Genomic DNA, 12,363 nt, shown 5'->3' on the forward strand with positions numbered 1-12,363 from the left:
ATGAACGCCCACCCCTACAGCCCGGCATTCGGCATCGCCGGATTCGGATTCGTCTCCGGCGCACTGTCGGTCGACGAGCACGGCGTCGCCGTCCCCGGACGACGCGATGCCCTCGAGGCCGCGATGGCGCGGCTGTCCGAACGACTCGGAACCGTCGACATGACGCTTGAGGACGTCGTGAAGACAACGTATTTCGTCACCGACATCTCGTTGCGTGACGAGGCGAACCGGCACTACGAAACCGTCTTCGCCGAGCCACGACCGGCCCGGTCGTTCGTCGCGGTCGCCGATCTCCCGTACGGCGCCACCGTCGAGATCGAGGCCATCGCCCACAAGACCCCGCAACCGTGACCGCGGCTGCCACCACCCACCACCCGGAGAAAGGCGACACCATGACCACCACCGAACAGCACACCGACCTCGAGACCTTGATCGACTCCTGCATCGCGAGCGCAGACACCCGCCACGAGGACTGGGACACACTGAAGTTCCAGGCCGAGAAAGGCGGCGATCGGTTCGCCCGCGCCCAGATCCGCTACATCGGTTCCGGCGCCACCGGCAACCACGACGGTGACGGCCGCACCATCGCCGCCGACCACTTCACCTTCTCCAACATGAAACTGCCGGTCGGTGCGGTCGGACCCGAGCACACCCACCACGACGTCGAAGAGGTCTTCTATGTCCTCGAGGGGCAGCTCGAGGTCGCCGTGCACGACGTCGAGGACGGTACCAAGAAGGCCACCCGCGTGCTCGGCTACCGCGACCTGATCCGCGTGCCCGCCGGCGTGCCGCGCAGCCTCGCCAACGTCGGCGACACCGACGCGCTGTTCTGCGTCATCATCGGCACCCCGAAGCCGCAGCTGCCGACCTACCCGCCGAGCTCGGAGATGCACGGCGTCACCCGCTGACCCCGACCGACCCCGACCACTGGAGCGATCCCATGGACGACACCCGCACCTTGCGCGTGCAGCAGAAGCGCTGGGAGGCAGACGGAATCACCAGCGTGACCCTTGTCGACCCGACCGGGGCTGCGCTGCCCGCGTGGGAGCCCGGCGCACACGTCGCGCTGCACCTGCCGAACGGACTGGTCCGCGAGTACTCGCTGTGCTCCGATCCCGCCGACAGCACACAGTGGACCGTCGCGGTCCTGCGGACGGTGGACTCGCGCGGTGGGAGTACCCACGTCCATGACGCACTACCGGTCGGCGCACTCATCGGGGTCGACGGCCCCCGCAACAACTTCCCGCTCGACGAGGACGCCACCGACCACGTCCTCGTCGCCGGGGGAATCGGGATCACCCCGATGATCTCGATGGTGCGTCGACTGGAGTCGGCGGGGAAACCCTGGCAGCTCATCTATCTCGGACGCAGCACCACGACGATGGCCTTCGTGGACGAGGTCGCCGCCCTGCCGGCCGAGCGCGTCACGATGCATGTCCTCGACGAGAACGCCGGCGCCCAACTCGATCTCGGGCAGGCGCTCGGCGGGCTGGGGCCCGACACCCTCGTCTACGCCTGCGGGCCGGAATCGTTGATGACCGCATGCGGCGACGCGCTCGCCCACCCGGACAGGCTGCGCATCGAACGCTTCCGGGCGCCCGAGGTGGTCACCGCACCCGGCGACGACATGACCTTCGACGTGGTCGTCTCGTCGACCGGCGAACGGATCACGGTCGACGAGAACACCTCGGTGCTCGACGCCCTCACCGGAGCGGGCCTGCCCGTGGAGTCCTCGTGCACCGAAGGCATCTGCGGCACCTGCGAGGTGGGGGTGATCAAGGGTGACGTCGACCATCGCGACTTCGTCCTCAGCGACGACGAACACGACGCTGGACTCACCATGTTGCCGTGTGTCTCCCGGTGCCGGTCGGCAGAACTCGTGCTGGACCTCTAGACAGAGAAGGAAATCATGACCAGCCCACAGCCCATGCGTTACGCAGATGAACCCGTCGTCGCCGTGCGCGCCCTGCGCTCGGTATCCCTGGCGGTGCCCGACCCGGCGGCCTCCCGTGACTTCTACCACGAGGTCTGGGGACTCTCCACCGTCGAGGCCGACGACGACCGATTCTGGTTGCGGGCGACCGGGACCGAACATCACGTGCTACGCCTGGTGCGCAACGAACAGAATGCCTTGGACCGCATCGCATTCGCTGTGAGCACGCCCCGTGAGGTCGACGACGCCGCACGGCGCCTGGATCGGCTGGGTATCCCCATGCTGCGCACGCCGGGACCGCTCGACGACGCCGGCGGCGGCTATGGTCTGCAACTCGTCGACCCGGAAGGCCGCTGCATCGAGTTGTCCGCGGACACCTTCGCGGTGACCGCGGAAGAGCCCGCCGGGCGTCGCGCCATCCCACGCAAGATCGCCCACGTGGTGCTCAACACCACCGACATCGAGTCGATGACCCGATTCTTCGTCGAGGTGCTCGGTATGCGCATCTCCGACTGGTCGGAACGACAGATGTCGTTCCTGCGCTGCAACTCCGACCATCACGTCATCGCGCTGAACCAGGCGCAGTGGCCGTCGATCAACCACGTCGCCTACGAGATGAACAGCCTCGATCACTTCATGCGCGGGATCGGCAGCCTGCACCGCCACGGCATCGCCCCCAAGTGGGGGCCGGGACGCCACGGTCCCGGCGACAACACCTTCTCCTACTTCACCGATCCGGCGAACCTGGTGTGCGAGTACACCTCCGAGGTTGCCCAGATCGACGAGGATGCCTGGCTGTGCCGCACCTGGCGTCGGACGCCGGAACTGTCCGACCAGTGGGGCTTCGCCGGGCCGCCCACCACCACCGTGCGCTCGGCGATGGCCGGAGTCGCCGACCGCGGACATCGCGACCTCGTGATCGCCGGTCGCGACGACTACTTCCTCGGCATCGACATCGACGCCCCGGTCGGGGTGTGACCCGTGATGCCCTCGACCGTCGAGCGTGCCGTCACCCGGTGGACATCGCGGGCCGGCATCAGTGTGGAGATCCGCGGCACGGGTGACCCGGTGCTGCTGATGCACGGTATCGGCGGCAGTGCACGCACCTGCGTCCGGTTGGCGGAGATCCTCGCCGACAACGGTTATCAGAGCCTGTGCTGGGATGCACCCGGGTACGGACGATCGGCTGATCCGGTCGGCCGGGTGGAACTCGATGCCGCCGTCGACGAGCTGCTCGACGAACTCGGGCTGCCGTCGGCACACCTGTTCGGTACGTCCTGGGGCGGTGTGATCGCCACCGCGGTGGCGCTGCGATTCCCGCACCGGGTGCGTTCGATCACGCTCGCCGACAGTACCCGCGGATCGGCGACATCACCGCAGAAGGCCGACGGGATGCGGGAACGCGTCGTCGAACTGCGCACGCTCGGAGCCGACGCGTTCGCGGACCGTCGTGCGCCGCGCCTGGTGTCGCAGCGGTGCGATCCGGCGATCGCCACGGCCGTGCGTACCGACATGGCGCGGGTGCGCACCCCCGGGTACACGGTTGCCGCCGACCACATGGCATCCACCGATCACGGCCCTCGGCTGCACCTCATCGCCCGTCCGACGCTGATCGTCGTCGGCGCCGACGACGTGGTCACCGGAGTGGACGAATCGCGGTTGCTCGCCGATGCGATCCCCGGTGCCCGGCTCGGACTGGTCGTCGACGCCGGTCACGCGGCCGTCCAGGAACGGCCCGATGCCGTTGCCGCACATGTCCTGCCCTTCTTGAGAGAGGTCGTCCGATGAGCCGACTCGTGGTGGTCACCGGGGCTGGTCGCGGCCTCGGATATGCGATCGCCGAAACCCTTGCTGCCGACGGTGACCGGGTGGTGATCGCCGAGAAGCGCATCGAGCTCGCCGAGCAGGCCGAGAAGACCCTGCGCGGCCGAGGACTCGACGTCACCTCGATCGTCACCGACATCACCGATAGGGACTCGGTGGTCGCTCTGACCGAACAGGTTGCCGCCATGGGCGGGGCACACGCGTTGGTCAACAACGCCGCACTCGCCGACGGCGTCGGCGGCGATACGTTCTGGGAACTCGACGAGGAGTTCTTCGCCCGGGTGCTGAACGTGAACGCCTACGGCACCTGGCTGGTCAGCAAGCACTTCTTCGGTCAGCTTGCCGGACATGGCAGTTCGTCGATCGTCAACGTGGCCTCCGATGCCGCCTTCTACGGCTCACCGCGGCTGGTGCACTATGTCGGCTCCAAAGGAGCGGTGATGGCGATGACCCGCACCATGGCCCGCGACGGCGGTCCCCACGGCGTCCGGGTCAATGCGGTCGCCCCGGGACTGACGCGGGTGGAGGCCACCGAGACGGTACCCGCCGACCGGTACGCGCTGTACGCGGACAACCGCGTCCTCGACCGTGAACAGACCCCGGACGACGTCGCGGGCGTGGTGCGCTTCCTGATCTCCGACGACGCCGCCTACATGACCGGCCAGACCCTGGTGGTCGACGGCGGATTCGTCCTGAACTGACGTGAACTGAAAGGTACGACAATGGATCTCGGACTCGCCGGACGCACGGTGTTGATCACCGGAGCCAGCTCGGGTGTGGGCCTGGCCACCGCGACCATGCTGTTCGCCGAGGGCGCGAACCTCGCGGTCTGCTCCCGCGATCGTGCGCGCCTGATCGACGTTCTGCGCGGGTACGGGATCGACGACGCACACCGGGTCTTCGCCGCCGACTGCGACGTCACCGACGCGTCGGCGGTGACGACCTTCGTCGAGGGTGCCGCCGCGCACTTCGGTGGCATCGACGGAGTCGTGTGCAATGCCGGCCGGTCCTTGATGGCGCCGCTCGACGAGACCACCGACGACCAGATCCGTGAAGAGTTCGAACTCAAGGTCTTCGGTTCCTGGAACGTGGTCCGGGCGGCCCGCAAGTGGCTCGCCGCCTCGGGGGTGGGCGCCGTGGTCAACGTCAACGCCATCTTGTCGCGCCAGCCCGAACCGCGCCTGGCGGTCACCTCCGCCGCCCGGGCGGCGCTGCTCAACCTGACCTACTCGATGTCGGAACTGCTCGCCGCCGACGGTGTGCGGGTCAACTCGGTCCTGCTCGGACTCGTGGACACCGGCCAGTGGCGGCGCCGATTCGAGAACTCCGGCACCGCAGACGATTACCAGACCTGGAGCGGTGAGATCGCCGCCGACCGTGGCATCGCGCTGGGGCGGCTCGGCACCGCCGACGAGGTCGCCTTCCCGATCGTCGGTCTGCTCTCGCCGCTCAGCGGATACACCACCGGCGCGTCGATCGACGTGGGTGGCGGCGTCGCCCGCTACATCTGACCGCACCGACAGCCCACACGGAGGAACCCATGAACAGCCCCGAGTCCACCGCAGCCAAAGAGCCCACCGGCGGCGACGTCCTCGTCGACGTCATGCGCCGCCACGGCATCGACACCGCCTTCGGCGTGATCAGCATCCACAATCTGCCGCTGGTGGAAGCCGTTGCACGCGAGCTGAACTTCGTGGAGATGCGCCACGAGGCCGCCGTCGTCAACGCCGCCGACGGCTACGCGAGGGCATCGGGCAAGATCGGCGTCGCCATCACCAGCACCGGCACCGGCGCAGGCAACGCGGCCGGGTCGATGGTCGAGGCGCTCACCGCGGGTAGTCGCGTGCTGCACATCACCGGCCAGATCGACAGCCCGTACCTCGGCGCCGGCCGTGGCGTCATCCACGAGTTCCCCAAGCAGTTGCAGATGCTCGAATCGTTCTCCAAGCACGCCGCGACGATCGGCGACGCAAAGGACGTGGAGGCCGAGCTGGAGACCGCGATCGCGCACATCCTCGCGGCACCGTCGGGCCCGGCCAGCATCGAGTGGCCATCGGACCTGCAGTATCTGGCGCGGCCGGAAGATCAACGGCCCTATGACCTTCCCGCCTTGGCGGTGCCGATGCCGTCGGACCCCGAGGTACTCGAGGCGGCCCGGATGATCATGGCGGCCGAACGTCCGCTGATCTGGGCCGGCGGGGGAGCCGCCGGCGCCGGACCCGAACTCGCCGACCTCGTGCACCGTCTCGGTGCCGGCCTGATCACCAGCAACTCCGGGCGCGCCGTCGTGGCCGAAGACGACGACCTGGTCATCGGCAACTTCGGTGCCACGCCCGAGGTCGGTGCCCTGCTGGCGGAGTCGGATCTGCTGATCGCGATCGGCAGCCACTTCCGATCGAACGAGACCAAGGGCTACAAGCTGCGGCTGCCCGACCGGATCGTCGCCATCGACGTCGATCCCGCCGCGATCGGCCGGGTGTATCCGGCGACCGTCGGGCTGACAGGCGACGCCGCGGCCGTCCTGTCCGCGCTGCTACAAGCCGTGGAGTCGCCCGCGACACTGCCGCATTGGCCGTCGCGGGTCACGAGTGTGCGGGAGACGGTGCGTGCCCAGCTGACCGACTACATCGGCGCCTACGCCGATATCTGTGCCGGTTTGCGTACCGTGCTGCCCCGTGACGCCGTCGTCGCCCGTGACGTGACCATCCCGTCGAGCCAGTGGGGCAACCGGCTGCTGCCGTTCTACGAGCGGCAGACGAACATCTTCCCGCTCGGCGGTGGCATCGGGCAGGGGCTCGCCATGGGAATCGGAGCCGCCCAGGCTCGACCCGACACACCGACTGTCGTGATCGCCGGTGACGGGGGACTGGCTGTGCACCTCGGCGAGTTGTCGTCGCTGGCCGGGACCGGCGCACCCGTGGTGGTGTTGGTGTTCAACGACGGCGGCTACGGCGTCCTGCGGAACATGCAGGAGGCCAACGGTTTCGATCGAGCAGGCGTCGACCTGCACACCCCACGCTTCGATCTGCTGGCCACGTCGATGGGCATGCCGTACGCGCTGATCCGTGACGCGTCGACCTTCGAGAAAGAACTGGCCGAAGCCGTGGCCCTGCGCGGTCCGGCACTCATCGAGATCGACGTGACCTCGCTGGAACCGGCACCGGGACCGTTCACGCCGCCGGTGCATGTGCCCACCCGGGAGGGCTGACCGATGAGAACCCCCGATCATCCCCGTGACCGTTTCGTGTGCCTGCACGACGGCCCCTCCGGTGCCGAATGGTTCGCCGAACAGATCCTGGCGTTGGGTGCATCCGTCGTCGAGGCCCAGCACACCTTGGATCTCGCGGACGCCGAGTCGGTCGACGCGTGGGTCGATCACGCCGTGAACGCCCTCGAACGCGTGGACGGCGCCGTGCATGTGGTGGCCACAGGTGCGGCCGCCTACGGTGCGCTCACCCTGCAGGTGCGGCGACCGGACCTGGTGCGCAGCCTGCTCCTCGGCGATCCGACCGGTCCGGCCGACTCTCCTGACCACCGCGCACTGCTGGCCGCCGTCACCGCTCCGACCCTGGTGATCGCCTCGGCACCGGACGATCTCGACAATGCGATCTCCGCCGATGCGCAGCAGATCGCCGGTCTGGTCGACAACGGGGTCTTCGTCGTCATCGACGGTTGTGCCGTACCCGCCCATCGCGAACGCGGCAGCTCATTCGACGAATGGGCGCTCTCGTTCGCCGGCATCGCCGAAGGACTTGCCGACCTGCACACAGCCCAACAGGAGGAAGCACATGTCTGACACCGCCGTCCAGTACCTGGATGCCCACCAAACCCATCCGAGCCCCATGACGCCGTACGAGACCAAACTCTCCGGCGCGATCATGGAGGTCTTCGGGACCGGTACTCATGATCTGCCCGGATTGGTCGCCGGACTCAACGGGCTCGGCCTGCACGCGCCCGACGGCACCGAGTGGACCGACGAGAACTTCCGCGCCGAGATGCGCCGACTGGGAGAATGACATGACCACCACCACTTCAGCCACCGACACCACCGCCCGCACCGGCGGGCCGCGCAAGAAGGCAGTCGGGTTCCGTCGCGACCTGACCGCCGAAGACCTTGCCGCCTATGGTCTTCGGGATCGTTGGTACCCGATCCTGCCGTCGCACATGGTCGCCGCCGGCGAGATGAAGAAGGTCACCCGGCTCGGCGTCGACTGGGTGCTGTTCCGCAATGCGCAGGGCAAGGTCCACATGCTCGAGGATCGATGCCCGCATCGCAGTGCGCCGCTGTCGATCGGCCAGCACCTCGGCGACCGCATCGCCTGCAAGTACCACGGGGTGCAGGTCGACACCACCGGTACCGTCGTGTCGGTGCCCGGCATGCCCGGCTGCGCACTCGAGGGCAAGCGGGCCACCGCATCGCTGACCGTTGTGGAGGCCGCCGACACGATCTTCGCGTTCGTGCCGCTCACCGAGGAGTCCGAGCCGACGCCCTTCGTGCTGCCCGACCGACTCAGCGACTCCGAGGTGTCCTGGTTCGGCAACTTTGCCGAGTGGGCCGGACCGTGGCGGTTCTACATGGACAATGTCCTCGACCCGATGCACGGCGCGTTCCTGCACCGCGATTCGCATTCCATGTTCGGCGGCGATGTCTCGGCCCGATTCCGCATCCGCGAAACCGACCGTGGGTTCTTCTTCGAGAAGACCGACCAGCGTGGCGTGAACTTCGACTGGGTCGAATACGTCCGTGGCTCCATGGACTACGTCGACTTGGAGATCCCGTATGCCGAGAATGCCGGTCCGGGTGGCGTTTTCGGTATCGTCGGCATGGCAACCCCGATCGATGCGAACAACTCGGCGATCTTCCACTGGCGTACCCGCCGGGTGCAGGGCTGGGAGCGTGAGGTCTGGCGGTTCCTCTACCGCACTCGCCTCGAGCAGCGGCACTGGGAGGTACTCGAACAGGACCGCGAGGTGCTCGAGGCGATGGCCGCCGACGGCGACGTCGGCGAGCATCTCTACCAGCACGACCTCGGCGTGACGAGGATCCGTCGGGTGTACAGGGCCGACGCCAAGAAGCAGGCGGCGATGCTCGCCGGGGAATTGGTGTGACCGTGGCGGAGACGATGATGCTCACCGTGTTCCTGCGTCATGATCAGTCGCAGAACCTGGAGCAGTTGCAGGGCAAGCTCGACGATGCCGACTGGTGGCACGGGTTTCCGCCGGAGGGCTGCGAGGTGGTCTCGTGGGTCGTCGCGATGGGTGTCGGCCAGATCGTCACGTTGCGGCTACCGGCGTCGAAACTCAACGCCGTCAACGTCGAACTCGAACGCCGTGCGTGGGGGGTGTTCTCCACCGAGTTCTATCCGACCTACGACTTCGTGCCGGTTCGTGAGCGGCTGACCCGGGAATCAGACGAGCGACGCGGGCTGGTCGACGGAACGGTGCGATGACCCGGGTGCTGGCGCCCGGTGTGCCGGAACCGCCGCGCGAGAAGATGTTCAGCAATGCGCGAGTCGTGGGGGACCGGTTCTTTCTGTCCGGCATGCACGCCGGCGGACCGGATGGCCCGGTCGGTGGTGGCGACACTGGTGCCCAGGCCGTGGAGGCATTCCGTCGGGTCTGCGAGTTGACGCGTGCGTGTGGTGCACAGGTCGACGACATCGTCGTGTTGCGGATCTACCTCACCGACATCGCCGACAAGGCGGCGGTCGGGCGGGCGCGCGCCGACGTGTTCACCGGCGATTTCCCGTGTTCCACTCTCGTCGAGGTGTCCGCGTTGGTCGATCCGGGTCTCACGGTCGAGATCGAGGCCGAGGGAATCATCGGGTCGGGCGGCGGATAGCGGTCGGCCCACCACGCGAATGACGCTGCGGCCGAGTCGATCAGACCGGACCGCAGCGTCTGGGGAAGGCGTCGGAGGCGTTCAGTCGAGCGCCACTGTCACCCCGTTCGAGAACATCGAGTCATGCAAGTCGATGCTCGCGGGTGTCGCATTCTGCGGCATGTCATACACGAGTTTCACATCGACTCCGTTGCCCGGATTGATGTCGCTGTAACTCGACTGCAGCGACATGTCCATGCTGAGCTGTGCTCCGGTGTCGGGCTGGAATGTGCGGCCGTCGGTGTCCTGCAGCTTCTGGTCCATGGAGGAGAACGACTGCGGCTGGTCGCCGATGTTGCTGACCTTCATCGAGACGATCACGTAGTGGCCCTGGGGCTGTTCGGTCAGGTACGGATTGTCACCGACCGAGGTCACCCCGGTCTGCACCTGAGTGACGACGAACTCGAACTTGCCATCGCGCACAGGCGTGTTCAGGCCGACGGAGTCGTCTTGCTGCGCGGCTGCGGTGTCGGTGCCCCCGCCGGCGGCGGACGCGGTCGCGGAGCTGTCGGCGTCGTCGCCACCGCTCGACGTCGCGACGACGATGGCGATCAGTGCGGCGAGGACACCCAGAATCCACGGCCACTTGCGGCGTTTGCGGGGCTTCTGCTGTTCCGGAGCCGGCGGTTGCTGGCCGTAACCGATCTGCGGTGCGGGCGCCGGCTGGGTGAATGGTGAATAACCTTGCGGCCCAGGTGCGTACTGCGGGTTCACCGGATTCTGGACGGCCATGTTGACACTCCTTTGTGCGAAAATTCGGCCATCTGAATGTTCGTTACGATGCGCAATTTCGTATCACCCTCCGATGGTGACGTTCGGCACATGCTGCGGCGACGCCCGGGCCGTCGCGACCGTTCCGCCGTGTCGATCGAAAAGTCTTTCACTGCAAGGTGTTCGAGAGTTACTACCGAGCGGTCATCGCGATCCCGCGGCCAGGCCGGCGAGCGCGCATGCGAGGTAGTCGTCTTCGGCGTCGTTGCCGGGTAGCTCCAGCGCTCGGCGGTAGGCGACGGCGGCACCTCGGTCGTCGCCGAGTTCGACGAGCGTCAGAGCGCGGGCCACATGGAACGGTCGGTAGCCGGCGAGTGCTTTCTCGGAGGACAGGCGATCGAGCAGGGCGAGACCGTGGGAGGGGCCGAAGGCCCGTCCGACCGCGACCGCACGACCCACACGGACCACCGGGCCGGGATCGTGCGCTTCGAGAAGTCGGTACAGCACCGCGATCTGTGCCCAATCTGTCTGCTCGGCGGTGTCCGCTTCCGCGTGGACTGCGGCGATCGCGGATTGGATCGTGTAAGGACCGGCATCAGGTTGTGCGGCAGCGTATTCGGCGAGCTCGATGCCCTCGATTGCTGAACCGCGATCCCATCGGGTGCGGTCTTGCTCGGCGAGCGGGACCGGCCTGCCGTCGGCATCGATCCGGGCGGGCCGCCGCGACTGCGTCAGCAGCAGGAGTGCGAGCAACCCCGTGGTCTCGGCGCGGGGGAGTAGACGGTGCAGTACCCGGGCCAGACTGATGGCCTCGCTGGTGATGTCGTCTCGCGTGTGCGAATCACCTGTCGATCTCGCAAAGCCTTCCGAGTACATCAGATACACGACGCGAAGCACCCCGCCGAGCCGTTCCGGGAGGTCGTCGGTTCGAGGTGCGGTGAAGGGCACTCCCAGCGCACGGATGCGTCGCTTCGCTCGCACGATCCGCTGCTGTGCCGTCGGTACCGGGACCAACAGCGCGTGCGCGACCTCGGCGGTGGACAGTCCGGCGACGAACCGCAGGGTGAGTGCGATCCGATCCTCGATGCGCAGTACCGGGTGTGTGCAGGCGAAGAGCATGCCGAGCCGCTCGTCGGGGAGGGTGGAGTGGTCGGCGTCGGCCGGATCGGCGAAGTCGGCGGGGACGGGTGCGCGAGCGGTCTCGATCCGTAGCCGCTGCAGTTTTCCCATCAGGGCGCCGTCCCGTCGGACGGAGTCGAACGCCTTGTTCTTGGCGGTGGTCGTCAGCCAGGCTTCCGGCGATGCGGGGACGCCGGTCCGGGGCCAGGTCGTGAGGGCCTGGGCGAACGCATCTTGCACGGTGTCCTCGGCGAGATCGAGATCACCGAACCTCCTCGTCAGCGATGCGAGGATGCGGGCGCGCCCGTCACGTCCCACGGCGGCGACCGCCCGGGCGGCCTCGTTGTCGGAGGCCGCCCGGTGGCAGGGTCTTTCGCTCACGGCTCAGTACGGCGCGATGGGGCGGATCTCGACGTGGCCCCCGGGTGCCGAGCCAGGGCTGCGCCGCGCCCATTCGATCGCTGCGTCGATGTCGGCGACGTCGATGATGTAGCCGCCACCGACGAACTCTCGCACCTCTGCGAACGGGCCGGACGAGGCGACGACGCGTTCGCCGGCGTCGTCGGAGTGGACGAACACCCGCTCGTCCTCGAGTGCGAACGAGCTGACGACCACGCCTGCACGCGTGATCTCCTCGTCGAATGCGAAGAACTCGTCGGGCGATGCACCACCGTCGTCCCCGCAGGCCGGATCGTCGACGTGTCCCATGAGGAGCAGGGCGTACTTCATGATTCCTCCAGTCATCCGTTGCCGAGCGGAAGTGCCCGACATCATGGTGACGTACGGGAGTCGGCGGGATCGACAGGTGACGGGAACGAATCTCGACGATGGGGGGTTAAAGGCCAAAATGTGTGTATGGAACCCCGGATTTCCGGGGGCTGACCTCGGGTGATGG

Annotated in this window: 16 protein-coding genes; 13 read left to right on the top strand and 3 right to left on the bottom strand. The window is 67.6% G+C overall.

The genetic code is table 11. The annotated features are described in order from the left end of the window. From AAFP35_RS23055 to AAFP35_RS23115, 13 genes are read left to right on the top strand one after another with little or no spacing between them, the layout of a single operon-like run. Positions 1-351, top strand: coding sequence for a RidA family protein (locus AAFP35_RS23055; RefSeq protein WP_419223994.1), 351 nt, complete (start codon positions 1-3; stop codon positions 349-351). A 41-nt stretch (positions 352-392) separates the two neighbouring features. Further along, positions 393-908, top strand: coding sequence for a cupin domain-containing protein (locus tag AAFP35_RS23060; RefSeq protein WP_419223995.1), 516 nt, complete (start codon positions 393-395; stop codon positions 906-908). 32 nt (positions 909-940) lie between these two features. Then, the gene (locus AAFP35_RS23065; protein WP_419223996.1) at positions 941-1,894 is read left to right on the top strand and encodes a PDR/VanB family oxidoreductase; all 954 of its coding nucleotides are present in this window, start codon (positions 941-943) and stop codon (positions 1,892-1,894) included. 15 nt (positions 1,895-1,909) lie between these two features. Next, positions 1,910-2,911 carry a VOC family protein gene (locus AAFP35_RS23070; RefSeq protein ID WP_419223997.1) on the top strand — a complete coding sequence of 334 codons (1,002 nt, stop codon included), beginning with the start codon at positions 1,910-1,912 and terminating at the stop codon, positions 2,909-2,911. A 6-nt stretch (positions 2,912-2,917) separates the two neighbouring features. Then, complete coding sequence (locus AAFP35_RS23075; protein WP_419223998.1) at positions 2,918-3,721, top strand: alpha/beta fold hydrolase; 804 nt, start codon at positions 2,918-2,920, stop codon at positions 3,719-3,721. Continuing rightward, the gene (locus AAFP35_RS23080) at positions 3,718-4,458 is read left to right on the top strand and encodes an SDR family oxidoreductase (RefSeq protein WP_419223999.1); all 741 of its coding nucleotides are present in this window, start codon (positions 3,718-3,720) and stop codon (positions 4,456-4,458) included. The genes AAFP35_RS23075 and AAFP35_RS23080 overlap by 4 nt, the downstream gene beginning before the upstream one ends. 21 nt (positions 4,459-4,479) lie before the next feature. After that, on the top strand, positions 4,480-5,268 hold the full coding sequence (locus AAFP35_RS23085) for an SDR family oxidoreductase (protein WP_419224000.1): 789 nt from the start codon (positions 4,480-4,482) through the stop codon (positions 5,266-5,268). Between the two features lie 29 nt (positions 5,269-5,297). Continuing rightward, positions 5,298-6,965 (top strand): thiamine pyrophosphate-binding protein, encoded by a 1,668-nt coding sequence (locus AAFP35_RS23090; protein ID WP_419224001.1) that lies wholly within the window; start codon positions 5,298-5,300, stop codon positions 6,963-6,965. A 3-nt stretch (positions 6,966-6,968) separates the two neighbouring features. Further along, positions 6,969-7,553, top strand: a complete 585-nt coding sequence (locus AAFP35_RS23095) for an alpha/beta fold hydrolase (RefSeq protein ID WP_419224002.1) — start codon at positions 6,969-6,971, stop codon at positions 7,551-7,553. Next, complete coding sequence (locus AAFP35_RS23100) at positions 7,546-7,773, top strand: recombinase-like helix-turn-helix domain-containing protein (protein WP_419224003.1); 228 nt, start codon at positions 7,546-7,548, stop codon at positions 7,771-7,773. Before AAFP35_RS23095 ends, AAFP35_RS23100 begins: the two co-directional genes overlap by 8 nt. 1 nt (position 7,774) lies before the next feature. Further along, a complete protein-coding gene (locus tag AAFP35_RS23105; protein ID WP_419224004.1) occupies positions 7,775-8,866 on the top strand; it encodes a Rieske 2Fe-2S domain-containing protein in 1,092 nt (363 codons plus the stop codon). Positions 8,867-8,880: 14 nt separating this feature from the next. Then, positions 8,881-9,207, top strand: coding sequence for a hypothetical protein (locus AAFP35_RS23110; RefSeq protein ID WP_419224013.1), 327 nt, complete (start codon positions 8,881-8,883; stop codon positions 9,205-9,207). After that, complete coding sequence (locus tag AAFP35_RS23115) at positions 9,204-9,599, top strand: RidA family protein (RefSeq protein ID WP_419224005.1); 396 nt, start codon at positions 9,204-9,206, stop codon at positions 9,597-9,599. Before AAFP35_RS23110 ends, AAFP35_RS23115 begins: the two co-directional genes overlap by 4 nt. 81 nt (positions 9,600-9,680) lie before the next feature. Here the strand turns inward: AAFP35_RS23115 and AAFP35_RS23120 are convergent, their stop codons facing one another. The 3 genes from AAFP35_RS23120 to AAFP35_RS23130 all read right to left on the bottom strand — a co-directional run bounded on the left by AAFP35_RS23120 (position 9,681) and on the right by AAFP35_RS23130 (position 12,197). Then, a complete protein-coding gene (locus AAFP35_RS23120) occupies positions 9,681-10,370 on the bottom strand; it encodes a DUF4352 domain-containing protein (protein ID WP_419224006.1) in 690 nt (229 codons plus the stop codon). Positions 10,371-10,553: 183 nt separating this feature from the next. Beyond that, a complete protein-coding gene (locus AAFP35_RS23125; RefSeq protein ID WP_419224007.1) occupies positions 10,554-11,849 on the bottom strand; it encodes an RNA polymerase sigma factor in 1,296 nt (431 codons plus the stop codon). 3 nt (positions 11,850-11,852) lie between these two features. Next, on the bottom strand, positions 11,853-12,197 hold the full coding sequence (locus tag AAFP35_RS23130; RefSeq protein ID WP_419224008.1) for a YciI family protein: 345 nt from the start codon (positions 12,195-12,197) through the stop codon (positions 11,853-11,855). Positions 12,198-12,363: the final 166 nt, after the last annotated feature.

Source organism: Gordonia sp. CPCC 206044, from assembly GCF_048537895.1.
GTDB lineage: Bacteria > Actinomycetota > Actinomycetes > Mycobacteriales > Mycobacteriaceae > Gordonia.

Coding starts and splice junctions, on each gene's coding strand:
- AAFP35_RS23080 (WP_419223999.1), top strand. CDS start 3,718: ATGAGCCGACTCGTGGTGGTCACCGGGGCTGGTCGCGGCCTCGGATAT.
- AAFP35_RS23085 (WP_419224000.1), top strand. CDS start 4,480: ATGGATCTCGGACTCGCCGGACGCACGGTGTTGATCACCGGAGCCAGC.
- AAFP35_RS23060 (WP_419223995.1), top strand. CDS start 393: ATGACCACCACCGAACAGCACACCGACCTCGAGACCTTGATCGACTCC.
- AAFP35_RS23065 (WP_419223996.1), top strand. CDS start 941: ATGGACGACACCCGCACCTTGCGCGTGCAGCAGAAGCGCTGGGAGGCA.
- AAFP35_RS23055 (WP_419223994.1), top strand. CDS start 1: ATGAACGCCCACCCCTACAGCCCGGCATTCGGCATCGCCGGATTCGGA.
- AAFP35_RS23115 (WP_419224005.1), top strand. CDS start 9,204: ATGACCCGGGTGCTGGCGCCCGGTGTGCCGGAACCGCCGCGCGAGAAG.
- AAFP35_RS23110 (WP_419224013.1), top strand. CDS start 8,881: ATGATGCTCACCGTGTTCCTGCGTCATGATCAGTCGCAGAACCTGGAG.
- AAFP35_RS23120 (WP_419224006.1), bottom strand. CDS start 10,370: ATGGCCGTCCAGAATCCGGTGAACCCGCAGTACGCACCTGGGCCGCAA.
- AAFP35_RS23130 (WP_419224008.1), bottom strand. CDS start 12,197: ATGAAGTACGCCCTGCTCCTCATGGGACACGTCGACGATCCGGCCTGC.
- AAFP35_RS23070 (WP_419223997.1), top strand. CDS start 1,910: ATGACCAGCCCACAGCCCATGCGTTACGCAGATGAACCCGTCGTCGCC.
- AAFP35_RS23090 (WP_419224001.1), top strand. CDS start 5,298: ATGAACAGCCCCGAGTCCACCGCAGCCAAAGAGCCCACCGGCGGCGAC.
- AAFP35_RS23105 (WP_419224004.1), top strand. CDS start 7,775: ATGACCACCACCACTTCAGCCACCGACACCACCGCCCGCACCGGCGGG.
- AAFP35_RS23100 (WP_419224003.1), top strand. CDS start 7,546: ATGTCTGACACCGCCGTCCAGTACCTGGATGCCCACCAAACCCATCCG.
- AAFP35_RS23095 (WP_419224002.1), top strand. CDS start 6,969: ATGAGAACCCCCGATCATCCCCGTGACCGTTTCGTGTGCCTGCACGAC.
- AAFP35_RS23075 (WP_419223998.1), top strand. CDS start 2,918: ATGCCCTCGACCGTCGAGCGTGCCGTCACCCGGTGGACATCGCGGGCC.